This window comes from Metallosphaera cuprina Ar-4 (assembly GCF_000204925.1).
Taxonomy (GTDB): Archaea; Thermoproteota; Thermoprotei_A; order Sulfolobales; family Sulfolobaceae; genus Metallosphaera; species Metallosphaera cuprina.
Map to the genome: position 1 here is coordinate 146,042 of NC_015435.1, position 21,897 is coordinate 167,938.

23 protein-coding genes are annotated in these 21,897 nt (G+C 36.8%); 5 read left to right on the forward strand and 18 right to left on the reverse strand.

What is annotated here, in order from left to right:
- Window positions 1-91: 91 nt before the first annotated feature.
- The gene (locus MCUP_RS00865; protein ID WP_013736776.1) at window positions 92-883 is read right to left on the reverse strand and encodes a nicotinamide mononucleotide deamidase-related protein; all 792 of its coding nucleotides are present in this window, start codon (window positions 881-883) and stop codon (window positions 92-94) included.
- Between the two features lie 32 nt (window positions 884-915).
- On the opposite strand from MCUP_RS00865, the gene MCUP_RS00870 reads away from it, so the two are divergent.
- Entirely contained in the window at window positions 916-2,121 is a 1,206-nt protein-coding gene (locus MCUP_RS00870; protein ID WP_013736777.1) for an aminotransferase-like domain-containing protein, read from the forward strand.
- Here MCUP_RS00870 and MCUP_RS00875 read toward each other — a convergent pair.
- Window positions 2,116-2,949: an alcohol dehydrogenase catalytic domain-containing protein gene (locus MCUP_RS00875; protein WP_013736778.1), complete on the reverse strand. Its 834-nt coding sequence runs from the start codon at window positions 2,947-2,949 to the stop codon at window positions 2,116-2,118. The genes MCUP_RS00870 and MCUP_RS00875 overlap by 6 nt on opposite strands.
- Window positions 2,950-3,001: 52 nt before the next feature.
- Between MCUP_RS00875 and MCUP_RS00880 the strand changes: the two genes are divergently transcribed.
- Window positions 3,002-3,358 carry a hypothetical protein gene (locus MCUP_RS00880; protein WP_013736779.1) on the forward strand — a complete coding sequence of 119 codons (357 nt, stop codon included), beginning with the start codon at window positions 3,002-3,004 and terminating at the stop codon, window positions 3,356-3,358.
- Here the strand turns inward: MCUP_RS00880 and MCUP_RS00885 are convergent.
- Window positions 3,335-3,718, reverse strand: coding sequence for a hypothetical protein (locus tag MCUP_RS00885; RefSeq protein ID WP_013736780.1), 384 nt, complete (start codon window positions 3,716-3,718; stop codon window positions 3,335-3,337). The two genes, MCUP_RS00880 and MCUP_RS00885, sit on opposite strands and share 24 nt — an antisense overlap.
- Window positions 3,719-3,782: 64 nt before the next feature.
- On the opposite strand from MCUP_RS00885, the gene MCUP_RS00890 reads away from it, so the two are divergent.
- Both MCUP_RS00890 and MCUP_RS00895 read left to right on the forward strand, forming a co-directional pair.
- Window positions 3,783-4,484 (forward strand): DUF2192 domain-containing protein, encoded by a 702-nt coding sequence (locus MCUP_RS00890; RefSeq protein ID WP_013736781.1) that lies wholly within the window; start codon window positions 3,783-3,785, stop codon window positions 4,482-4,484.
- A gap of 34 nt (window positions 4,485-4,518) precedes the next feature.
- On the forward strand, window positions 4,519-5,421 hold the full coding sequence (locus MCUP_RS00895) for a CBS domain-containing protein (RefSeq protein ID WP_013736782.1): 903 nt from the start codon (window positions 4,519-4,521) through the stop codon (window positions 5,419-5,421).
- A gap of 233 nt (window positions 5,422-5,654) precedes the next feature.
- Here the strand turns inward: MCUP_RS00895 and MCUP_RS00900 are convergent, their stop codons facing one another.
- Genes MCUP_RS00900 through MCUP_RS00915 form a run of 4 tightly spaced genes read right to left on the reverse strand, consistent with a single transcriptional unit; the run spans window position 5,655 to window position 10,929 of the window.
- Window positions 5,655-8,276, reverse strand: coding sequence for an ATP-dependent helicase (locus tag MCUP_RS00900; protein WP_013736783.1), 2,622 nt, complete (start codon window positions 8,274-8,276; stop codon window positions 5,655-5,657).
- Window positions 8,277-8,316: 40 nt separating this feature from the next.
- A complete protein-coding gene (locus MCUP_RS00905; protein WP_013736784.1) occupies window positions 8,317-9,723 on the reverse strand; it encodes a glycosyltransferase family 2 protein in 1,407 nt (468 codons plus the stop codon).
- On the reverse strand, window positions 9,720-10,304 hold the full coding sequence (locus MCUP_RS00910; protein ID WP_148230883.1) for a ParB N-terminal domain-containing protein: 585 nt from the start codon (window positions 10,302-10,304) through the stop codon (window positions 9,720-9,722). Before MCUP_RS00910 ends, MCUP_RS00905 begins: the two co-directional genes overlap by 4 nt.
- Window positions 10,264-10,929, reverse strand: coding sequence for an endonuclease III domain-containing protein (locus MCUP_RS00915; RefSeq protein ID WP_048057680.1), 666 nt, complete (start codon window positions 10,927-10,929; stop codon window positions 10,264-10,266). Before MCUP_RS00915 ends, MCUP_RS00910 begins: the two co-directional genes overlap by 41 nt.
- Window positions 10,930-10,992: 63 nt before the next feature.
- Here MCUP_RS00915 and MCUP_RS00920 point away from each other — a divergent pair, with 63 nt between their 5' ends.
- Complete coding sequence (locus tag MCUP_RS00920) at window positions 10,993-11,256, forward strand: SSO5209 family protein (protein WP_013736787.1); 264 nt, start codon at window positions 10,993-10,995, stop codon at window positions 11,254-11,256.
- Here the strand turns inward: MCUP_RS00920 and MCUP_RS00925 are convergent.
- The 11 genes from MCUP_RS00925 to MCUP_RS00975 all read right to left on the reverse strand — a co-directional run bounded on the left by MCUP_RS00925 (window position 11,238) and on the right by MCUP_RS00975 (window position 21,879).
- Entirely contained in the window at window positions 11,238-11,786 is a 549-nt protein-coding gene (locus MCUP_RS00925; RefSeq protein ID WP_013736788.1) for a precorrin-6B methylase, read from the reverse strand. The genes MCUP_RS00920 and MCUP_RS00925 overlap by 19 nt on opposite strands.
- Window positions 11,787-12,185, reverse strand: a complete 399-nt coding sequence (gene upsB, locus MCUP_RS00930) for a pilin subunit UpsB (RefSeq protein WP_048057361.1) — start codon at window positions 12,183-12,185, stop codon at window positions 11,787-11,789.
- Window positions 12,182-12,604: a pilin subunit UpsA gene (gene upsA, locus MCUP_RS00935; RefSeq protein WP_013736790.1), complete on the reverse strand. Its 423-nt coding sequence runs from the start codon at window positions 12,602-12,604 to the stop codon at window positions 12,182-12,184. Before upsA ends, upsB begins: the two co-directional genes overlap by 4 nt.
- Window positions 12,605-12,620: 16 nt before the next feature.
- A complete protein-coding gene (gene upsF / locus MCUP_RS00940) occupies window positions 12,621-14,225 on the reverse strand; it encodes a membrane pilin protein UpsF (RefSeq protein WP_013736791.1) in 1,605 nt (534 codons plus the stop codon).
- A complete protein-coding gene (gene upsE / locus MCUP_RS00945; RefSeq protein ID WP_013736792.1) occupies window positions 14,206-15,636 on the reverse strand; it encodes a type II/IV secretion system ATPase UpsE in 1,431 nt (476 codons plus the stop codon). Before upsE ends, upsF begins: the two co-directional genes overlap by 20 nt.
- Window positions 15,637-15,665: 29 nt before the next feature.
- A complete protein-coding gene (upsX, locus tag MCUP_RS00950; protein ID WP_013736793.1) occupies window positions 15,666-17,633 on the reverse strand; it encodes a protein UpsX in 1,968 nt (655 codons plus the stop codon).
- Window positions 17,634-17,651: 18 nt separating this feature from the next.
- On the reverse strand, window positions 17,652-18,290 hold the full coding sequence (locus MCUP_RS00955) for a cobalt-precorrin-7 (C(5))-methyltransferase (RefSeq protein ID WP_013736794.1): 639 nt from the start codon (window positions 18,288-18,290) through the stop codon (window positions 17,652-17,654).
- Window positions 18,253-19,401 (reverse strand): cobalt-precorrin-5B (C(1))-methyltransferase CbiD, encoded by a 1,149-nt coding sequence (gene cbiD / locus MCUP_RS00960; RefSeq protein ID WP_013736795.1) that lies wholly within the window; start codon window positions 19,399-19,401, stop codon window positions 18,253-18,255. Before cbiD ends, MCUP_RS00955 begins: the two co-directional genes overlap by 38 nt.
- Window positions 19,391-20,491 (reverse strand): RsmB/NOP family class I SAM-dependent RNA methyltransferase, encoded by a 1,101-nt coding sequence (locus MCUP_RS00965; RefSeq protein WP_048057362.1) that lies wholly within the window; start codon window positions 20,489-20,491, stop codon window positions 19,391-19,393. The genes cbiD and MCUP_RS00965 overlap by 11 nt, the downstream gene beginning before the upstream one ends.
- Entirely contained in the window at window positions 20,484-21,047 is a 564-nt protein-coding gene (locus MCUP_RS00970) for a precorrin-8X methylmutase (protein ID WP_013736797.1), read from the reverse strand. Before MCUP_RS00970 ends, MCUP_RS00965 begins: the two co-directional genes overlap by 8 nt.
- A 202-nt stretch (window positions 21,048-21,249) precedes the next feature.
- The gene (locus MCUP_RS00975) at window positions 21,250-21,879 is read right to left on the reverse strand and encodes a hypothetical protein (RefSeq protein ID WP_013736799.1); all 630 of its coding nucleotides are present in this window, start codon (window positions 21,877-21,879) and stop codon (window positions 21,250-21,252) included.
- Between the last annotated feature and the right edge of the window lie 18 nt (window positions 21,880-21,897).

Genomic DNA, 21,897 nt, shown 5'->3' on the forward strand with positions numbered 1-21,897 from the left:
GTATCTGGATTAGAATTCTTATTTGTTACTAAATTTTTTATTAATAATTAAAACTTTCTTCATTCAAACTGTAGCCTATGGTAGTGATCTCTCAATCAATGATAACTCCGTTTAGTTGCTTTACAATTGTCTTTAGCCTGGCGATTGTATCTTTCACTCTATTTAAAGTTTCGTCTTTATTTAATCCACTGCTTACCACTTGAATCTCTAAAAACGGATCTTTGGTCTCATGACCCTTTGGATGTGTTTTAATATAAATATCATACTCTTTAACCATTTTCTTAATGTGAGGTGCTAGCTCAGACTCCATGACACCCTTTACCAAGAAGCTCTCCTCATAGTAATGAATGGGTGGTTTTTCATTTAGTAAATTGTTAATAAAATAATCTAACACAGCTTCCATTTCTTTAGGAACACCAGGGGTTACCAGTATAACGGTCTCATTATACTTAAGCATGAAACCAGGGGCAATTCCTTGCGTATTCTTGACAGATAGTGCACCCTCTGGAAGTATCGCCATTTTAATTCTCTCCTGTGTGAGTTCTAAACCTCTCTTCATGTATTTTTCCTTGAGTTCATTTAACGCGTCTTCATTGATGATTGTCTTTAAGTTAAGGGCTTTCGCTAATCCTTCTACAGTAATGTCGTCATAAGTCGGTCCCAGTCCTCCAGTAATTACTAGGAGTTTAGGTTTTCGTTCGATTATTTCCTTTATTACTAGAGAAATATCTTCTAGATTATCGCCTATCGTTGTAATCCTTCTAACTGAATATCCTAAAATCGTTAACCTTTGTGCTATATAAGCTGAGTTTGTGTTAATAGTCCTACCGGATAATAACTCGTTTCCTACACTTAGAATCTCAGCCTTATATACGGTGTGCATAATAATAAAAGGGGCGCTCTACTATTTAGTTTATGGCCAAATGGCAACCGTTTCTTTCTAAACAAACTAACGAGTTAAAGTCTTCTGAAATTAGAGATTTGTTAAAACTAACCGAGGGTAGAGAGGTCATCAGTTTTGCGGGAGGTTTACCGGATCCCTCGACTTTCCCAGTAGAGGACATAAAGAAGATAATCGATGAGGTGCTAGATACAAAATCTTCATCAGCCCTTCAATACACTGCTACTGCAGGTGTAAGCGAGTTGAGGAAACAGTTAGTTTCTTTTACAGCCCTGAGAGGGGTTACAAACATAAATGAGAACAACATCTTTGTTAGCGTAGGAAGTCAGGAGGCCCTCTTTATAATATTCAATATCTTAGTGGACCAGGGAGATCACGTTTTCGTAGAGAAGCCAACCTACCTTACAGCTCTGAATGTTCTTAGAGTAAGGAAGCCTGAGTTCCATGGAGTTCCTGTAACAGAAAAGGGACCGAACTTGCACGAAATGGAATCTCAATTAAAGAAACTCAAGAGCGAAGGCAAGAGAGTGAAACTAATGTATGTAATTCCAACCGCTCAGAATCCAGCGGGAACTACAATGTACTTGGAAGAAAGGAAATACCTCATGGAGTTAGCATCAGCTTATGATTTTCTCATAGTTGAAGACGATGCTTACGGTTTCCTGGTCTTTGATGGAGACAGTCCACCTTCACTTAAGGCTCTGGACACTGAAGGTAGGGTGATATATCTTGGAACGTTCAGCAAGATATTGTCTCCTGGACTTAGATTGGGTTGGGTGGTTGCAGACGAAGAGATTATAAGGGAACTTGAGTTATTTAAGCAGAACGTAGATTTACACACCCCCTCTCTTAATCAGTTCGTAGCAGCTGAGGCTATTAAAAGAGGGGTCATACAGACAAACCTACCTAAGACAAGGGATTTGTACAGACGAAAGAGGGACATAATGATAGACGCAATAAACAATTACTTCCCTGACGCTGTTAAAAGGACGAAACCTGTAGGAGGTATGTTCGTCTTTGCATGGTTGCCCGAAAAAATAGATACAACAAAAATGTTACAAGAGGCTATGGAAAACGGTGTGGCGTACGTGCCTGGAAGTAGCTTCTTCTACGATTATTCTGGTAGGAACACTATGAGAATCAACTATAGCTTTCCAAGCAAAAGTCAAATAGAAAGAGGAATAGAGATACTAGGGAATTTAATTAAATCTAAGTTATAGACCCAATGATTTTCTTACATCAACTATTATCCCTGGTTTAACAGTAGGGACGGAGGCTATTGCATTATCTGATTTCCCTATAAGGTTCTTTAATATGCCATCTAACCTTTTTACAACATCAAAAGAATCGCTCCTAACTCTAGGAGGTATAAGTATAGAGTTATGGGGAAGATAAGGTGGCCATGAGTTGAGGAACTTTGGGATAATAATTTTCCCGTCACCTTTAACTAATTTACCTGCAACGTGTCTAGCCCATCCCCTCATAGAGGAAATTATTATATAATCCCATTTCTTAGACTGTATTTCTTTTCGGTTTACCGTTAACATGTCATCTGGGATCGAATCTATATTTGTGTCCGCAAGTTTCATCAATAGATTACCTATTAACCCTTGTCCTATGAGTAGGCTCTCCCCCCCTTTTATGATGTCCATAATATCTAAAGTCAACGAAATGTAAGGGAGTAAGAGACTTGTCTCTTTATCATCTTCAGGTAATGGTATAGTACAATCTTGGGGTATTACGGATGTCTCCGCTAAAACTCCATCAATTTCAGTACCTATCCCCCCTCTGGACCTGGAATATGGCATTACTAGCACTCTTTTTCCTATCAAGGATTGGTCTACTTCCACTCCAACATCTCTTACTTTACCTATACCTACACCTCCGAGAATTAAATTAGGTTTAACCCAAAGTAAACCTAAATATATCCCGTTTTCTATTCCATCTAACAGTACCTTTTCAGGCGTTATTTCAACCATATCCCTCCCTACTGGTATTTCAGGAACGTCAGCTATGATAATACCTTGGTTAAAAACAATCGATTTCATACATGAAAACACCTATGATGAGGTTAATAGAATTAAAGTTGATACAAGACTAATGAGGCCCGTCCATAACATAAGTAAAGAATGTAGAGAGAAGATAGTGACTCTACTTCTCGAAAAGAGGTCAAAATCGGAATTAGCTAGGGAACTAGGAATATCACCAGCATCTATAGTGAAATTTTACAAGGGTAAAACTCACGCTAGCGATATTACGATAGAGAGGGCAATAAACGTAGCCGATAAGGAGGAGAGAACTAGAATTATGGAGTTGATACTTGATGATTTGGTAGAAAGTCTGCTGAGTCTGCTCTCTGATCACCAGGATATCAATTCTGAGAAATTAGAATTACTTAAGAGAGTATTAGAAGAAAGAGAAAAGAGAAAGGTGTTAGCTTCTCTTGGCCTCGTATAATGGACACGCTACGCAGAGGTTTGGAAATTTGTCTACTATAACTCGTTTACTATTATCGGACTCATCTATCTTATCTGGGGTTAATCCTATTTTTTCTGGATCACTTATGTTCCACGCGTTACATCTACCGTTAATCGAGTGTCTACAAGTTTTAGACTTCCACACACCTTGAACCTGCGCTACCTTTAGCCAGGATACGAAATCCCATAGTTTCTGTGCATCCTCTTTAAGTTTAGCTATATCATTAAGTTCCAGTTCCTCATGTGATTTCAGTTTGTCCTGAAGTTTCTTTATATCTTCCTCTATATCAGAAGGAGATATTAACATAACGCTAGGTCTTAAATTATCTTCTATGCTCATATAGAATTGCTTGTCAATATATCCTTTTTAAGGCAGAATGCATATAACAAGATCGTGACATAGGATGGTCAAGGAGCTCTACAGAGAGAGAATAAAGGTCATTACTGATCTCTGGGGAAACATACTTGACAAGTGGGATGAATTAGATAGATCTAATTTACTTTTGATGGTCCAGGACACGTATGAAAAGAATGGGATCAAACCATTTAGAGGGTTCAAATCGACTAACCTTTATGAGAAGGAGTTGATAAGTCTGTTCGTAATAGGGAAGGAAGGTCTAGGTCTATACGACGATTACAGGCAAGTTTTCGATAAACTCTTTCCATTAGAGGAAAAATTCTATGATGTTGCCAAAGCTATAATCGAGAAGACCCCAGAGGACGCTTATCTGTTGGCAGGTAATGATAAGGACGTACTAGCTAGGGCCTTAAGGCTAATTTTTACAGAAGTTATATTTTCATTCTCTGACGAAGAGAAATTGATTAAAGTTCTTAGGATATTAGGCTCCTCAACTAACGACGGTATTAAACATACAGCTAAGAGCTTCTCAAGGTTTTATACAGCTTTCAAACTAGCTGAGAGTCTTGCTGAAGGGAACATAAGAGATAAAATGAACTATATAGCGATGAAAAAGGCGTTAGCGATAAGCATCGGTATCGAATATCCTCTGCCGAAGTCAAGTTACGTCGCATTAATTTCTAGAGAAGTTTTCAACGTTAGTCCAAAGATAATAAAGAGGGTATTGGAGGTTACGGTACAACCATAGATCTTTTTAAACAATAGTTAAATGATAATTAGGTATGCAGAATCTATCATCAACGCAAAGGGAGATACTTCTAGCTCTCATAGAGTTATATAATAGACAGAAAAAAATGATAAAAAGTAAGGAAGTTGCAGATATGATAAGTAAGGATGAGGGAACCGTTAGAAACATAATTCTAAGCCTAAAGGTTTTGGGCCTAGTTGATTCAAAACCAGGGCCAAATGGAGGTTACTTGCCTACTTTGAAGGCCTATGAATTCGTTAAGAATCCATCAATTATTCCAATATTAGACAAGCTGAGTCTCTATAGAGGAAATATTGAAACCGACGTTAAGGTTGAAAACATAGAGTTGTTAGACATAACAAACCCATCTGGAAACAGAGTTATCCTAAAAATATCTGGTGACACTAAAAAAATTAGACCAGGAGATAACGTTAGATTGGGTCCCACACCATACAGCCGCCTGGTTATAGAGGGAGTTGTACTAAATGCGGAGGAAGAGAGAAGAGAGATCATAATAGATGTAAAAAGAATGATAAGCATTCCTAAGGAGAGAGTCAAAAACATCATTAGTAAGAGACTGATATCACTGAAACCTAACATGACTCTAAAGGAGGCTGCGGGGATTCTTTACAGCGCAGGCATAAGGGGAGCACCGGTTTTAGACGATAATAGTAACGTTACTGGCATAATAACTACCGCAGATCTAATGAGAGCATTTTATGACGGGAACCTTAACGCCCTTGTTTCGGATTACATGAAGAGAGATGTTATAACGATTAAGGAAGACGATGACATAATGGAGGCCGTCAAGAAGATGGTTACGTATAACGTCGGGAGGTTGCTAGTCATGGATGCTATAAATAGAGTAACTGGGATGGTAACCAGGACCGATATCCTCAAATCTATAGCTGGATTAGAGGGGCTTTGGAGCATTTGAGGGAGAGAACTTGGCTACTTTATAAAGGAAATATTATAGAAATACAAAATATATCCAATAATGACGATGAGTTCGTGATGAACCCAGAGCAAGTGTACAACTATTCAGATGGAATAGAGGCGATAATTCACTCTCACGAAGATACGTGTTCACCTAGTTACATGGATTTGAATAACATGATGTCATGGAAGATACCTTGGTTTATTATATCTAAAAGGTGCATAAAGTCGTATTTATTCATTGATACTGGTGTAATTGAGCTCAATATTGATCCCTTTCTCCTTAAGGAACTGGAGAACCTTATCATGCATCTTTCTTAAGTAGTTTCTCTTGTCACTGACTAAGATAATGTCGCTGTATTCTTTAGCCAAAATCTGATGTGCAAAAGGACTAGGAATCTTGTTTGGCCCTATTAGGTCTACTTTTATTTCTCCTTGAACGATTCTAGTAAGTATCTGTTGAGCACTACGTATATCCATGTAGTCCTCTAAAACCTCCCTTATGGTCTCCTCAAGGACAGGAAACTTCTGGATATCTTTGACCACACTTAAGAGGACTTCTGAGTTTATTTGTCTCCTATCTACGCTAGTCTCCCTTCCCTTGTACTTCTTTAATAGCATAAAGGAGCGCTCAGCAGTGTGTCTAAAACGCCTTTTCACCATTTCAGTATTGAGTATAACCTCCCTAAGTGTCTCGTATGATTTTGTAGGATCTATCTCTTTTAAAGCTTTTATGATATCATAATCAACAGCCCGCCTTAATGTTAGGGCAAAACCGTTATCAGTAATAGAAGTCTTTACATCCATATCTAAGTCTGAGCCCACTTTCCATGCGATTATTCTAGATAATGCGTCCAGAGCCCTTCTTCCATATAAAGCATGAAACACGAAATTCCGTCTTTCCTCTTCATCATCATAGATCTCAATTAAAAGCCTCTTATCGTCTGGGACTCTACCCTCTGTGAAGTAATATTCCTCAAGAATGTACTCGTATATGGACCTAGCAGCAGACTTGGATATATCTAAAAAATCCTTGATATAGTTTATTGTTTGTTCGGCTGGGACGTTATCACGTATCATGCTAGCTATTCTACCCCTAAAAGACGATATCTCTATTGCAGGCTCTATAGCCAAAGGCAACATTTCCGAAAACCAGCTTGGAACGGTAGGTCTCTTACCATCAGCAGGCCTTACAATAACTTTGTTTCCCTTTGAACTAAGGAATTGATACGTTTTACCTCCAAGAACAAATATGTCTCCCGGGGAAAGGATTTCAACGAATTCCTCTTCTAAGTTACCAAAGTACTTGTTATCTTCGGAGAAAACCGGTATTAGCGACTCTTCTGGAATTGTTCCACTGTTCATGTAAAAGATCATCCTTGTTCCTTTCCTGGGTTTAATTCCATTTTCTCCTATCCTTAGCTTAGGATACACGCTTCTAGAATCTAAACCGAATTTACCAGTTAGGTAATCCAGGACTGAATTGAATTCTTCAATAGTTAAGCTTGAAAATGGATATGCTCTCTTTATTGTTAAATAAAGTTCATTAGGATCAATTTCTTTCATCAGTGAAGCTGCTAGAATAAGTTGAGTTAGTACATCTAAAGGTTTCTGGGGTATATGTACATTATCTATTTTCTTCTCCCTAGCCAACTTAGTCAGAATTGCACATTCTAGTAAGTCGTCTCTATCTACCACTATTACTCTGCCCTTACTCACTTGTCTTATATGATGTCCTGCCCTACCTATCCTTTGGAGTAATCTGCTCACGCTTTTAGGACTACTTAACAGGAGTACAAGGTCTATGTAACCAATATCTATCCCAAGTTCTAAGCTAGTAGAGGATACGACGACCTTAAGCATACCGTTCTTCATTTTGTTTTCGATATCTAGTCTAACGTCCCTACTAAGGCTACTGTGATGTGCTCCTACCAAGTCCGCGTCAAAGAGTTTTTCGTTTTCGACGATCTTTCTTAGCTTATATGAAACTCTCTCCGCTGAGCTCCTGGTGTTAGTAAATATTAGAGTTGTTTTATGTTTTTTTACTTCCTCTATAATCGTTTCGTATATTCTTTCATTTATATCGTCTTCTGAAGTATGGATCAGGTCTTTAACGGGAGAAATGACCTTTAAATCCATGTTTTTAAGAAATCGAGCGTCTACTAATTTACAGTCCCTATCTCCAGCTAAGAACTTAGCTACCTCATCTAGTGGGGATATAGTAGCGCTGAGCCCAATTCTAACGGGAGGGCTAGTTGCTAGAAATTTTTCGAAGAGCTCTAACGCCCCTGAAAGGAAGGATCCCCTTTTACTGCCAGCGAGCTCATGAATCTCATCTATAATTATCCATCTCACATCTTTCAGCGTCTGACTAAACTTAGGAGAAACCATCGATATCATAAACGATTCTGGTGTAGTGATCAGGATATGAGGAGGCTTTTTAAGCATCTTTTGCTTTTCATACGAAGAGGTATCGCTGGTCCTTACAGCTATTCTAATCTCTTGTTCTAAGTTAATCATTGACCTTATTTCTTGTAAAGGAATGAAAATATTTTTATACATGTCGTTATTCAACGCCCTTAGCGGAGAGATGTAAATCGCATAAACCTTATTTTCGAGTGACCCCTTTTCGGCTAGCTCCAGTAGAGAATCTAGGATTCCTATAAACGCAGCCATTGTCTTCCCACTTCCTGTAGGACTAGAAATGAGAACGTTCTCCCCTGCCTTAATAACCGGTATTGAAGCTTTCTGAGGAGGTGTAAAGCTTCCGTATTTCTCTTTGAACCACTTAGCTACATAAGGCCTCATTAACTCAAGGATCTCGCTGTCATTGTGAGGACTCGCTAAGGATATCATTCTAAATCAATCTGATACGGTTTACAAAAAAAGTTGAGTTTCAAAGTTCTCTCTTGAACGTTAATACCGTAAACAAGTATCCCATAGAGTAATATAGAAGCCACGTTCCTGTTATGTAAGAAGCGTGGTAAAGGTAAATTAAAGAGGACAGTAAGAATATAATCCCAAATGCCAGAATCGGATATTGTATACGTGTGGTTACCTTTGTGCCCTTAGGAGTTACAATGTATTTCCTTGTTTTCCTTAAGCCCGAGAAGAGCCCTATCAAAATGAAAGGTGAAATTGCAACAGTATAAGACGAAATCTTCCCTAGCGCTCTTAAAGATTCAACTAGACTAAAATTATATGTTCTTGCCGTATTTATAAAATTAAAGCCATAGATCCCTAACGCAATTAACCAGATAAGTACTAATGGTGAACTTAGATAATCAATTTCCGAAAAATTACCTGGTATAAAAGAGATCGCTGCCAGGACTAAAGCCGCGACGAAAGTTAAAGCAATGGGTACATATTGTAACAAGAAAATAAAGATATCAATCTTTTGAATCAATGAGATGTTCTTACTAGTTATTTCTTTAAGTCTTTTTGTAAGCACTTCTATACTCCCCATAGCCCATCTGGATTGTTGAACGTAAAACGCAACTAAATTATCCGGAACCTCAACGAATACCTGAGAAGTTGACGAGCAGATTCTCCTACCAGCGTTAACAAGCCTAGCTCCTATCTCCAAGTCATCTTGAATCATTAAAGGATCCCAACCTCCAATAAGTTTCAACGCATCTCTCTTGAATAACGTTCCACATCCTACAGGAAAAATGCGTAATCCTCTCCTGTCCCTTCCATTTAACAATGATCTGTCCGCGATGATTGTCGATATTATTACTCCCTTAGCTAAAGTAGAATGTTTGTTTGTGGTGTACCCAATCCAGTTAAGTGTTACAGCGTCACATCCTAATGATCTCATGTGACTGTAAGCTCGTATAAGAGAATCCTTCTCTAGACGGGCATCAACGTCTAGAGTTAATATCAGGTCTCCGTTAGATATATTGAACCCATAACTGAGAGCTCCACTCTTATAGCCTATTTTTATATCTCTTCTTAATATCCTAGCTTTCAATTTGTTAGGAACTTTAAGTTTTTCAACTAATCTGTTGAATTCCTCTTCATTATCATCAGAAATAACAATCACTTCCAATTTCTCTTCATTCCATTTCACTCTCGACAAGTTTTCAAGTAAGCCTTGTATAACTTCCGGTTTTTCCCCTTTCGTTGGAACTAGGACAGTGAGATACGGCAAGCTGTTCAGATCCACTGGTAAAGTGTCATCTTTGAACTTTACACCACTCTTGAACATTATGTATTGGTAAAGCAATAGGAAGCTAGGAATGACAAAAATTGAAATAGTTTCAAATATTTTGATCATCAGTAATGGCAAAGATAACGTCATTGTAACTTCACTCTATCTTTTGGAATAAAAAAGTCATATAGATGTCTACTGGTCTTGGGAGGAAACCTAAGGCCTTTCTCCATCACGTCTAGAATTACTTGCTTGGATAATGAAGGAGGTCTAAATCCCTCATAAGGATTTCTATCCAGGAATATGTTTAATCGCTTTAATATCAATTCAAGGTACTGTAATTTCCAGTAGGCTTCATAGACAGAATTTGCACAGATTTTACTACCGTCTATCTCAAAGCAAGTGCTACCTTTTGAACTAAAGGACTTGATTATGTATGATGCCATTCTGTTGGGGACGATCCTTCTGAACCATGTTTCAACTCTAACTAGGCTACTACTATAGTTTACAGCATAAGCGGGAATTCTACGATACCCTAAGATCCTAAACGCTTCCGCCCTATGATGTCCATCAATTATTAAAAATTTTTTCTCATCAATTATAATTGGTATCACTGACTTAGTTTCCTTTATTGAAATTATCGTATCGATTAATTTGTTTTTAATAACGTCCTCATGGGGTCTGAGATCTCTAAGATCCACGTAATCCATCGTAATATCTGCAGCAGTCATTTATCATACAACTCTCACACTTGGGATTTATCGCTTTACATGTTTTTCTACCGTGAGTTATGAGGATTAAATGAGCGTTAAGTGTGTCATAGACGGAATTTTTCCAGAACTCGCTCACTACTTTATAGTTTCCTTTTATTCCCAGTCTCTTTGATATCCTGAAAATGTGAGTGTCCACTGGAAACGTTTTATATCCCTTGCACGTGAGTAGAACAACATCTACAGTTTTATTTCCAATACCCTTAATTCTAGTGAGTTCTTTCCTAGCTAATTCTGGATCTACGTCAAGTAGTTTGTTAATGTCACCATGATAAGTCTCTTGAATGAACCTAGCTAACTCACGTATAGTAATGGACTTGTTGTTATATAATCCGATCGATTTTATGCAGAACTTTATTACTTCCAAGTCGGCATTACTTAGATTTGATGGAGTGACTCCTACTTTACTCTCTAAGAGATCAAATGCCTTCTTCGCGGACTTATCGCTTGTGTTTTGCGTAAGTATTGTTGCGACTAGCGACTTGAACGGATCTCTAGTTTTGAGACAGACTTCAAGGGTGAGAAAATCAGAGGTATTTATGTTATATTTTAACTTTGAAATGACTTGATTTGGTCTGCACTTCAGATCATCCATGAAGACGTCTTTAGGCAAAGTGTTTAAAAATAGTAGAGGGAAAACTTGTTAGTGATGTATGAGCTAAAACTGATATTAGAATCTATCTCAGACGGAGCTTTAAATCCAGGAGAAGTTGTGATTAAGACGGGCTTACCTAGGTATGAAGTTCTTGCACTTTTTCATGTGTTGGAAGGACTAGGATTAGTTGAAACTATATATTCAAAGGGATCGCATAAGGTTTATCAACTAACCCAAAAGGGGAAAGAGGTGTTAGAAGGTCTAAAGAGAGGCGACGTTTTGGAAATTAAAACCAAAGCTCAAGCCTTGGAAGCGTAAAAGATGAAAATGGGATTTCTAGCGACTAACGCTTTATGATGTCCCAACACCTCGGCTTTACTAATTTGTACTTCAATTACTTCAAACCTATTAAACCACCTAGTTAATGCTCTAACTATTTTTGACATTCCATCCAATGTGAAAGAGTTGATTACTATAGAGCCTTTATTTTTTAAAACGTTGTGTGCTAATTTGATCGACCCTGATATGTTTACCGTACCACCTATAAACACTGAGTCAAAAATTGCACTTCTAACCCAAAAGTTAGGAGATAGTGCTTGAATGAAATCAGAACCAATTGCAATCTTTTTCCCTGGAGATAATGAGATGTAATCGTTAAACTCAAGACTCACTACATAGCATCCCATTCTCTCTAAATCAGAAGTCATGGCACCTGTTCCCGTTCCTATCTCGAGTATCTTACAACCAGGGAAGATCCTCATCTTTGAAATTGAAATAGCCCTTATTTCTTGTTTAGTGGGTCCAGGTATGTTCGATTTAAACAGTTCATCATCTAAAAGAGGAAACATTTAATTTATCACATAGAGTGATCCGTTTATTTCAACTAATAAAGGTCTATTAACTGTAATGTTCCCAAGAATCGAGGACAGGGGTACGAGGGAACCAGGTTCTAAAGGATAGTCAGTTTCAATCACGTTACTTCCGTTTATGATCTCTTGAACTTTAAGATAATTAGAACCGTAATTATAGATGTAGACCTGTGTACTGGCGTTACCTAAAACGATTATCTTTACTTTGATGTTTAAAGTCTGAATTTCATTATTTATTTCATTTCCTATCAAATCTTTTTGTGTAGAAACAATCCTATTAAAATAATATAATAATGGTAGACTTAGGGATAATATTATTAATGTGACAATTAATACCGAAAAAAACTCTGAGAGTGCTTTACTTTTCGGGGAAGTCATTCACTCACCGCTAACACATTGGAAACAGTATCGTATTGTTGCCCACTTTGTGTTTGCGCTATGACTAAAACTGTATAATAGTTTCCAGAAACTATACTACCAACTTGGGTTATATTCTGTATCTCCTCTCCAGGCTGAATTGTAGAATTTATGTTAATAATATCTGTTTTATTACCTATTATCTTTATTAAGTCAATGTGTAAAGCAACGTTACCTGTGTTTTTTATAGTGTATTCTAAAAATCCCATTCCGTTAGATGAAGAAGACAAAAGTTCGAACTGAGTATAAAGACTCTCGTTTACTGTCAAATTGTTGAAAAGACCCTTACTATATCCGAATAGGAGCGCTCCCAATGCTAAGGTTATAGAGATTATGAGTATTGTGCCAAGGATAGAGGATACTCCTTTTCTTATTTTCAAGTTTTTCCACCTGCTTTTATAAGCCCAATATTAAGCTTCCAGGGATCAACGAAAGTATTATTGTAGTTATAGCTACCGCGATAAAAACTGGAGGATTCACAATAGAGAACCTGCTTATCTTCGAGTATAGGGCAGTCAAAGTTAAACTATAAGCGAGATCTATTATGTTTAATGTACCAGTTGATATATGAGCTATACTTCCTATCGAAGTAGTGGCAAACCATAGTAGAACGGGCGTTATTAGGGCCAATACGTTGAAACTTTGAAGATCTCTTCTAAGTTTCTGCCTTGCTGATATCATTGAATCGCTAAGATCACTTAACTCTTGTATGACTGTCATTCCTTCTATACCTTTACGATCCAAGATTTCTAGTATTTCCAGAAAAGCATCTATCTGTTCGTTCTTCACATACGTTTGAGTCATTCCCCTTCCCTTGTTTATATTTTCACGTATATTCTCCAGGAATCTTATAGTAGCTCTTTGAAAGTTGTTTCGGTTTAGGTCTATTCTCTTTATAGCCAACTTGATACCATATCCTAGTCTAGAGAAATCTGATATTTCTCTAAGTAGAATTGGGAAATCTGACAGAACTTTTTCCTGGTTTATAATGTCTAAGAACGTAGGAAACAATATTATCTGAATTATAATCATTACTATTAAAAATTTGTATAGCAAGGATAGCTTTAGCAGAAAAATAAATGAAGAGAGAGCTATTCCAATAACCTGATACTTTGACATTCTAACTCTGGTACCCATTTTCGGTTGGACGTTTGATATCCAAAGATAAAGGAGAGGGGCAAAAAATAGAGGAATTATAAGTAAATCTAGATTACCAACAGTATTCTGCCCAGACATCGAGAAACTTTGGAATCCAATAGTCACGATAGGGAGTAACAAAAATATCGAAAACATTATTTCAGTAATTTCCAACGATCTAGATACATAGCTGTTAAACGATTCTTTAGAACTATTTAAAAGTTCTTTAATTAACTCTAATGATCTTAGTGTAGTTGAGATTCCCTTAAACTGGCTAGAGATTGCTGTAGAATATATCTTAGATATCAGATGATTTTTCAGAAGACGTATCCTTCTCTGAATTGCCTCATTAAATGTATCTCCGTTAAATAATATATATTTATTTATAAGTTCTAATTCTTTATGTAATGCACTAAAAAAAGTACTTTTAGAAATATCATTAAATGACTCAGCTAGGCTTTTTCCTAAAGTTGAATTCAAGTAAACAAGAATAGAGAACGATTGAGCCTCCTGTTTAAGTTTGGCTAAGTACTCAGCTTCTTTAAGTTTCGTATAGAATACAGGAGATAAGTATATCATAATTATAGCTATAATTAAAGTGATGAACTGGATTCCAAAATGATATAAGATATAAATTTCCAATCCTATAGATATGAAGAGCAATAACCAAGATTGATTGGCCATCCGCTTTATCTTTCCTAAATCCCCTCCATAAACTTCTATGCTTCCTTTTATAATATTGTAGAATATTTTATATGATGAAACTCTATCTAGGGGATAGAGATCTCCTATACTACCTATTAATCTTGCAATTTTATCTGATATATTGTAGAGGTTCCTTCTGCTAAACGGCACTCGTAACATTTAGCTTCCTACTCCTGTAGAATTTTCCAATTTCTTCTTGTACAATCTCATTATCTATAGTATTGGATGAAAGTAGGGATTTAATGAACTCGACTCTCTCGTTTAACTCGTCTAAAATCTCCTTTTGAGTTAATCCGTAATAATGAGATATTTTCAATAAAAGGCTAGATCTAGTTACTAATGTATTTAAGTCACTAGGACTGTATTTATTATTCTTGAATGACCACCATACAATTTTTCTAAATTTAGTCTTACCTTTTGTTCTAGTGGTCTCATAGATGGCGTTGATGGCTTTTGTAATCTTTCCATCTTCGGTTACTCTTCTTCCTACGATTATAAACCCCCACACGTTTGCTAAAAACATTACAGCAAGATCTTTAGGTAAGAGGCTAGCCACCCTTGTTATAACGTCTGCCGGTTTTGCACCATGAAAAGTGCTTAGGGAAGCGTGACCAGAAGCGGCAGCATGAATTAAAGTTTCTATCTCTTTCCCTCTTACCTCACCAATTATTAGATAGTCTGGCCTATATCTTAGGGCTAACCTAGAGAGATCGTTAACAGACACGTCAAAGTTCGAGGAAACGCTCTGACGAGTAAATAGTCTAATCCAGTTCTTCCTTACTAAATTAAGCTCAGGCGTATCTTCTATACTCAAAACTTTTGAATCAGGATTTGTAAAGTTCAAAAGAGCATTTAAAAATGTAGTCTTTCCTGATCCTGTCGAACCAACTATTAAATAGAAAGGTTTATAGTCCATCAGAAACCACAAATAAGAAGCTATCTCGACGCTTAGAGATTTCATTTTTATTAATTTAATAAGAGATAAAGGAGATATTGGGAATTTTCTCACGTCAAACGTTGAACCAGGATTAGATATCTCTTTTGAAATAGTTGCCGTCACTCTGTGACCTTCGTCTAACGAAAATTCAAGATACGGTCTAGCAATATTAACGGACTTGTTAGACTTAGTAGCTAATTTTTCCAATATTTTGATTACATTCTCTTCCTTAGGGAGTACTATGTTTGTGTAAAGTCTCATGTAGTTTGAATACTTCCTGTGAATTACAGTGATAGGCAATCCAGGTCCTGTGCACTCTATTTCTTCAACATCCGGATCAATCATAGGTATAGTAATCTCATCATACAATATCCTTTTTTTGAAAAGAAGGACAGCCTTGTCTGCCAACTTTGGATCTAGATCCCTCTTGGCTAATATTTCCATGAGTCTCATTTCTGCATCTGTTAGTGATTTGGTGTTTGAGTACACCTCGTCCAGTATTTCATTTATTATCTCAAGTTCCTTAGGACTTAATTGAGGATCCTTTATTATATATAATCCTTTACCGTCACTATCAACAATAGTAACTACGCTCCCTAGGACGTTATATTCTTCAAGAATTAAGTCCGGCATCTCAACCTACTTTAAGAAATCAAAAGTAGTCACTCTAGGCCGATATTTTTCAGTTTAGATGCGAGTTCGTTTATAGTCTGGAGTGCCACTTTTAAACATAGCTTTAACGAGTCTATCGTAAACATCTTCTGTATTTCAACATCTCCTATGAAAATTTTAACAATTATTTTACTATATACAGGATCTAGTGGGAAAATTATATGCTCAGGAAGACCAGTATATACGTATGTGGCGTAATAAACTTGTATTATACTATCTAGAGTAACGTGAGGAATAACGTGAATGTAATTTCCTTCGATCCAAACGTCCAATTTTTTTAAAAATTGGCCTAGCTTTAATTTGATAGTACCATTTTTATCTAAATAAAACGAAATTTTATTATTTAAAAGGTTTTTTTCACTGTACTGTTGGATAAAATTTATTGGCTGTTTGTAAGTTGGTCTCACTCTCACAGTATCCCAAATGAATAACTCATCTTCAGCTCTTTCAATATCTACTAAAACGTGTCCCCTATTTATCTTAATCCTCCTTTTCATTTTAGGAACGTTTTTGATAACTACTCTCGAAGTTGAATACCCTCTTGAAATTGTCCTGTTCTGGTACGTTAACTCATAATAAACGGGAAATATATCTGAGTTCCTATATACTATGTTAAATGTCTCCCTTATAGTCGTTTTTATATCATTTATATCAATACTTTTAGTTTGATCTGCTATAGTAATGTTGAGTCTTAATCGAGATCTAACTTTTTGTTTAAGGATGAACTCGCCAACTAGAACTGCGTTTCCACGTCCGGACTTCGCTTTGCCATTTCCCTCAGCGATATAGATAATACCTGTCATCTGACCTTCTATAGGAGAGCGGTTAAAGCTTAACAATATTTTTTGTTCCCCAATGTCAGACTGGACAATTATCTCCTCTTCACTTTTATGGCCGAGATATTCCAAGTTCTCTTCCACTATGCCATCATGTGTTATTTTACATGTCGTTGCTAACAGATCGTTCTTTTTTATCGAATATCCGCTGGGATAAGTTAAGGAGATAAGATTCTCTTCTTTATTTACGTTAATCCTTATTTTATAAAATTCACCAATATCTAGAATAAATAGTTTATTCTTTGCTATTAATACCATTTTTCTAGATCCTATACCCAAAGTTCCGCCTATAATGGAATATCTTTGCCTTAAATCTAAGTCAAAGATCTTAGATTCGTTTAATGTTACCAACCCTATGAAGTTTTCACTGGCATCGCTTTTCAGACCATCCACGTTATTAGCTAGTTCTATCCAATTGCCATGAAAGTAATATCTTGCTGACGTTCCGCACAATCCCACGACCCACCCATGTCCTTTTGCTAATATATCAAAATTTGAATTACAAAATCCTAATAAATTATCATTTAACCATATTCTATTCTCTTTATCCTGATAAATTACATCGCTAGAATTTATAAATGCGATTTTACCCTCAATTTTCCTTATTATCTTGTCTCCTAGAGGAGTTATAAGTTCAGTATATCCCTCCCTTATGAGAGACACACCTGCCCTAGTGATACCAACATCGGTTACATTGTCGAAAAAATATTCGTTATTATTGGTAAATACTACAGTTTTATCTTTTCTATGTAAATAAGAGATATTTACTCTTCTCTTAAAAGTTGAGAAATGTTCTCCGTTGTATAGAAACATATCCCTTTTGCTAATAACAGGCATTACATTGTCTTTAACTGTGACGAATTGAAGATCCTGCGATTCTAAGCACTCCTTTTTTACACAGTTCAGAGTTTTCTCTTTTCCGCTTTCTATTTCTATTATAGTATTACCTCGTTGTATCATCCAAACCTCACCCCGAATTAATAACGAAGGAAAGACTCGAATAATCGGCTGTACTAGCGCTGAAGTTAGAACGTAGAAACTATCCCCCGATTTGTATATGAAGCTCTCCACTCCGTCTGGTATAAATAAGGGTAATGTCTGATCTATTTTAGGGAGATCCATCAACAATTATTTCTTAATTTAAAGACTTGGGGGGCGGATGAAAATTATTTTTAGGCCGTTATCTTTTAATTCAGTAAACTCATTTATCGTGCCACTGTATGTTCTCTGGTCATGCAATGTAAGGTTCATGCATATCGCCACGTTTGACGTTGGTTTGATCAAAGTAGCTAACTTTCTCATTATAGTTCCAATATTTAGTTGTGGTTCAGGTAAAAGATACACCCTTAATCCAAGTTCTAGTACAGGTTTTATTTTCTCATAATTTTTTCCATATCTTGTAGATAAAATAACGCTGTTAGTGAGTGGCTCATGTATCAGCGAGGCGCATTTTTGTACAGAGCTTATCCCGGGCTCAATAAGACTGTTTACAAAGAAAGGACCTAACCCAGCTATCATAGGATCACCGGTAGAAAGTACGTATGTGCCTTCCTCCTCTCTTATATTTTTGATCATAGAATAAAATTGCTTATCTTCCTCTAATTTTATTAATTCAGCTTTAGTATAAGGTCTTATCACATTAAGGATTCGTTCTGCTGCAAACACCTTATTCGCTCTGGCTAAACTGTTTATTAGGTTCAACGTGAAATATTGAGGGCTACCAGGTCCTGCACCTATTATTCTAGGCCAAGAATTTTCCCGCTTCTTCAGATCTTCCAACTATCTCCCCTTCCATATTAATTATAACGCAATGAACCTTAGCTTTTCCTTCAATAAGGTTAGTAGAATTATATGCTATTTTATTGGCTATATCATTAAAAATAGAATAGTAATCATATTTTTTTAATATCTCTAAAGCTTCGTCCGTGGTTCGTGAGTTCAATATTCTCTCTATATCTGTGCTAATTACTCCATGTTTAGCAGCGAAAGCGGCGATAGTTTCTAACCTTCCATCACCATATTTATAATGAGTGTTCCAAATTCCTATAGCCGACTTAACTAATTTGCCCATATGCCCATAAAGCAAGATCTCCTTAAATCCCCTTTTTGTCGAGGCCTTTATCATACCACCAGTAAATATTGCCATCTGGACAATGGATCTATTATCAACTTTCAATTTTTTTCTGGCACTAGTTTCGCCAATATTTCCGGGGACAAGGACTACGTAGTCCAGGCCGAAAGAACGAACTACGTCGAGCTGTTCAACCATCGAGGCGAACCACGAGATCAGACTCATAGGCTTGACAACACCGCTCGTTCCTAGGATAGATACACCACCTTCTATACCGAGCTTAGGATTGAATGTACGCTTTGCAATTTCATAGCCCTTTGGAATAACTACTTCTATCTCCGCTCCGAACTTATCTCCAAGTACTTCTTTTATATTCTCAATTAATTGTTTTCTAGGTACTGGATTAATTGCAGGCTCTCCAACTTTAACAGGGAGGCCAGGGCTAGTAACTTTTCCAACACCAGGTCCCCCTCTTAACGTTATATAACCTATGTCATCGTTTAGTCTCATCTTTACAATGATCTCCATCCCGTTAGTATCATCTGGATCGTCCCCTCCATTTTTTGTCACGGACGAGATACACCAATCTCCATCCATTTTCACAAAGTTAAGAGGAATCTCTATCCTTAAGCCGATTGGTGTCGACACCACTACTGCACTTCGAAGATCCCCTTTCAGTGCGAAAGCGCATGCCTTTGCGGCTGCCGATACAGCGGTACCTGTAGTGAAGCCCATTTTCATGATCTTTTTTCTCGCTGATTTAGCGTTAGATAGAGATGGAGATAAAGGTTCGTAATTGAGTGGAATCCTAACGCTCATCGTCCATCCCTTTAAACTTAGCTATAAAGAAATCATCAGTTTCATCAATGAAATTAAAATATCTAGTACATAAATTTCCAACAGAGAAATTAGGATAACCTGTAGATCCAGGTAAGCCTGTCTTAACTAGCCTGTCCTTGATCTCTTCTACTATCATTTCTCCTTCCTCAGGAAATATAGAGCATACAGAATATACGCCTTTTTTAAAACGAATATTAAATGTCTCTCTTAGCATGGCCTTTTGAACCCTTGAGAACAGATTTACTTTTTCTTTAGTGGATAGGGTGATAAGGACTGTAGGATCGTCAGATAAGGTTCCGGAGGAAGAGCAAGGAGCATCTATCAGAACTTTATCAACCCTAACGATGGAGTTAGAGGTGGAGTCTTGGACAATGAAGTTAAGAGAAGAGGGGTTTACCCCTAGCTCTTTAAGCAATCTCATTTCTTTGGATAGTCTATGCATATAAAATTCAGCCAAAACTAAACTTATTTCGCCCTGGGTGAGTTCATAGATCAATTCGGCCTTCAGACCAGGAGAGGACGCCATATCTAAAACCACATCCCCTGGTTCAGGTCTCAAAGCCTCTACTACAGCGACGCTAGCTTTATCCTGTAATATCACCTTGTTTTCCGTAAATTCCTTTGTCTTAGTTATATTGCCTTTAGTAATTTTATAGACATAATTAAAATCATTATCTCTTATAAACTCAATATCCTGAAGTTCTAAAGACTTAAGCACTTTGTCTTCATCGCCTAATATTCTGTTTACTCTGAACCATTGAGTTTTCTTTTTAACTAAGTTTTTTAAATAATTATCCAAATCAATTAGATATCTTAACTGTTCATCCATCCAACTTGGTAAGATCAGTTTAGTGTTTCCTGTGAGAAATGAGATAACCTTTTTCCTATTAGTTTTTCCTTTCAGCCCAAAGTAGTTTAATAATAATACTCTGGATAACTCGTATAGATAATCGTAATTCACACCACTTACTTTTTTCTTAGCTTTGGCCTTCGAAAACGCTACAGGTAATGGGTATCCGTTCGAAGCGTAATAGAGCACAACGGAAAGAAAATCAACAATTTCATTCAATTTCCATCAAAGCCCTCACGATGCTAACGCCTAGTCCTACTCCACCTTTAACGCTAATGTTGGTAATATATTCTACCTTATGTTGCCTGTACAGTCTATACTTGGCTTTAAGCGCATTCACGAAACCTACTGGAACTCCTATAACCAGACCTGGGACTATTCCCTGTTCAGCTAAATCCAATACTCTCATTAAGGCTAATGGACTTGTACCAATTAATACAGCTTTACCTTCCATCTCATCTTTCCATGAGTCCACCACATCAATCGACTTATATTTGCTAGAATGACTTTTCAGATCCCTGTATATCGCCAATTCTCCTATGCCAGATTTCGCCATTCTAGTATCTACCAGAACGCCCCTTTTCACTAGCTCCGGGCCTAACGTTAGTGCATTCTTTGAAAACCTAATCGTTCCAACTAAGTCTAAATCTCCAGTACTTCTTATAGCCCTTGAAATCACATATGCCTCTCTCTCCTCCATCAGCTCAAGGAGCTCACCCACTATACTTCTCACCTTTCTATCTCCTTCCAGTTCAATATTATCCTCATAGACCATTATTTGGTCATATTCAATATCATGTGAGACGATTATAAAACAGGAGTATACACAATTTTTGATATGAAAGATGAGATTTTCATAATGGTAATAGTGTCTCTAATACTTATTTTCAAAGGTGATAGAGTGGAGGACCTTCTCTACATACCGAGCTTATATTTTATTATAAAAATCAGTAGAATAATTAAATCTTCGTTCTTATCTAAAGTATAAAGTATTTGTTATTTGAGCACAACCCAACCTCTTTACATTTTGAAATGAAGCAATTCACGCTTTCTCTTCCTTTTAATCCCAATTCCTTTGAGAACTGCGAAAGGTTACTATCGATCATTAGGGACGCTGATTCCCTGATGGCTACCTTGACTCTTGATATTTGCGAATCGTCCATATTCGCAGCAATCAGTTTAAGAACTATCGGAAGGTCACCACATTTCTCTTTCCACAAGGCAGTCAGGTCTTCATCTATATTTTCAAATTCAACTTTACATTCGCAATTTTCTCCTTTATTCACTTGTCTCTTTGAGTCAAAAATTCTCATAAAGAAATATTCTGTAGAATTGAAATCATTTACGCACACTTGTTTTTCACATTTCCCTCTTATACCAATTCTCTCCGTTACCTTTGCCCCATTGGATATGAACCTAACGCCTGGTAAATGATTTATAAGCGGCAGGGACATATATACGATGTCAAAACTATGAAATTGAAATTTAATTTCATTTTCTTTTATTTTGATTGGTTCAATGTATATGTCTCTATTTATTTTCCCCTCCAATAACGGTAAGAGGGGCTTCAGATCACTCTCATCCGAGTAACCCAGCGAAAGTCTCACAATTAAAGATTTAGCAGA